1 protein-coding gene and 1 pseudogene are annotated in these 2360 nt (G+C 35.4%); one reads left to right on the top strand and one right to left on the bottom strand.

The genetic code is table 11. The features are described from left to right. Positions 1 to 408: 408 nt before the first annotated feature. A pseudogene (locus tag F988_RS14375) lies at positions 409 to 1483 on the bottom strand (IS3 family transposase). 613 nt (positions 1484 to 2096) lie between these two features. Between F988_RS14375 and F988_RS03870 the strand changes: the two are divergent. Beyond that, on the top strand, positions 2097 to 2360 hold a 264-nt coding region (locus F988_RS03870), incomplete at its 3' end, for an IS3 family transposase (RefSeq protein WP_004680914.1).

The following is a 2360-nucleotide window of genomic DNA, read 5'->3' as shown; positions in this document are numbered from 1 at the left end:
TGACATTATTTCAATGAGTTATCTATTTTTGTCGTGTACAGAGAAGTATTTATTACTATACCCCAAGATTCAGGAAAAAATTGCTTCATTTATGAAAGAGCGAGATCATAAACTTTTAACACTGGAATCAGAGTTACTAGCTATAGATATTATATTCGAAAATATATCATAATGGCTGAATATAGAATTGCTATTGTTTAAATGTAGAGATTATTTTTTAAATATTTATTATTGCTCTAAAGGTTACATTAAATTAGCTTTAGAGCACAAAGTATTTTTCATTATTTCAATTAGAGCAATCAGATAGATACACTGAAAGTGGATAACTGTCAGATCAGGTTTGAGCTAGTACACCTAATACCCCCCCATTTTTAATTGAGTTAATGAGTAGAAAATCCGAAGCCCTTATCATTGTTTAAAATTAGGTGAACTACCATCAACTGACATATGAGGTTGTTCATGATTATAAAAGTATTGCCAGTCAGTCGTATAGTCCTGAACTTTACTAAGATCTCGATATAAATACTGATTTAAGTATTCGTAGCGAATAGTACGATTAAACCTCTCCACATGGCATTCTGCTGCGGATGACCAGGCTGAGTGAAGATATGCTAAATACTATTATGCTGTTTACACCATACTTCCATTAAATCACTAATGTATTCTGGGCCATTGTCGCTGCGTATTCGTTTTGGTTTGCCACGCCATGCTATAAGCTGATCCAGTCCTCTAAGTACCCGCTCAGCAGGTAATGAGAAGTCAATCAGATTTTCTAATGACTCTCGATTGTAATCATCAATCATGTTGTGAACTCGGTAGCTACGACCATCACTCAGTTGATTATGCATAAAATCCATTGATCATGACTCATTCTTATAGGTAGGTACTGTAAGGGGTTCTGGCTGCTCTCGCTTAATGTGCTTGTTCGGCTTAATCCTAAAGTTCAGTTCAAGTTCTTTATAGATTCGATATACGCGTTTGTGATTCCAGCGATGGCCTTTGACATTACGTAAATACAGAAAGCGGAGTTTAAAACTCCACGTTTTATTTTCGCTTGTTAGTTTAACCATCCACTCAGCAATTGGAACATTTTCCTCTTTCAGTAATGCTTTATAGCGATAACAGGTTTGACTCACTTTAAAAATTAAACAGACTATGCTGATTGAAATCTTACATTGCTCAGCAGCTTGCTGAGCAATGATCTTATGTTGAACAGGCCTTAAAACTTTTTTGAGAGAGCATCCTGTAAAATATCTGACTTAAGTCGTTCATCTGCGTACCTTCATTTTAAACGGGCATTTTCAGTCTCTAACTCTTTGAGACGAGTCATCATGGGAAGATCCATGCTGCCATATTTGGTCTTCCACTTATACGTGGTAGAGCTCATATTGTGTTCGCGGCAAAGGTTTGGTACAGGCGTACCTGCTTCAGCTTGCTTCAAAATACTCATGATTAAGCTGTCTGAATATTTAGATGTTTTTATAGAAAATCTCCTTAAATCAAGGTCTATTCGATTTTCCACTTTTAAGCTCAATTATTTTTAGGGGAGATTACCGATCAGTTATCATCGTTGAAGTTTTGTAGAAACTAATATGCATTGTATCAAATTATTCTGAGATCAACTGATAACAAGACATTTTAGAAGGCGGGTCAATCAATTCATACTTGAATTGCTGTATTGAATAAATTCACAGAATTGGGTCGACTGCATACCCAAAATATTTTTAAATTTTAATGGCTTAGGGGGCGGATTTTGAGTGTTTATGCGACAAAGCCAATGTTTATGCAACAAAGCCTAAATAAAGTTAATACATTCTAACTTTCTCAACCACATACGAATGTGTTGCACTTCGTTATTGAATCTGCCTAGTTTATTCCATTTTATTTTTAAGTTGTTCAATAAGTTCACGTAATATGACAGGATCAATTGGAAGATTATTATTTAAAGAGTTTTCTAAAAAATTAATGTGTGTGTTGATGACATGATTAGAGGGGGTTGCAAGTATTCTGATGTGGTTCTAGGATTTTAGACCACGTCTATAAGTGATAATCTACTCCCCAATAAGCATGGGAAATGCTTGTTTTTGGAGTCAACCATGACACGAAGAAAACGTCGTAATCATTCAGCAGAGTTTAAAGTTAAAGTTGCTCTCGCAGCAATTAAAGGCGACCACACACTCGCTGAACTTTCTACTCAATTCGATTTACATCAAAACCAAATCATCGATTGGAAAAATCAACTGCTTGAGCAATCAATCAATATTTTTTCACGACCAACAGCACAACAAGAACCTGAGATTGACCTCAAAGCTCTACATGCCAAGATAGGACATCAGGCATTGCAAATTGATTTTTTAGAA

The sequence above is a fragment of the Acinetobacter parvus DSM 16617 = CIP 108168 genome, assembly GCF_000368025.1.
In the GTDB taxonomy this organism is placed as follows: Bacteria; Pseudomonadota; Gammaproteobacteria; order Pseudomonadales; family Moraxellaceae; genus Acinetobacter; species Acinetobacter parvus.
This window is presented reverse-complemented; position numbering and strand designations above follow the sequence as displayed.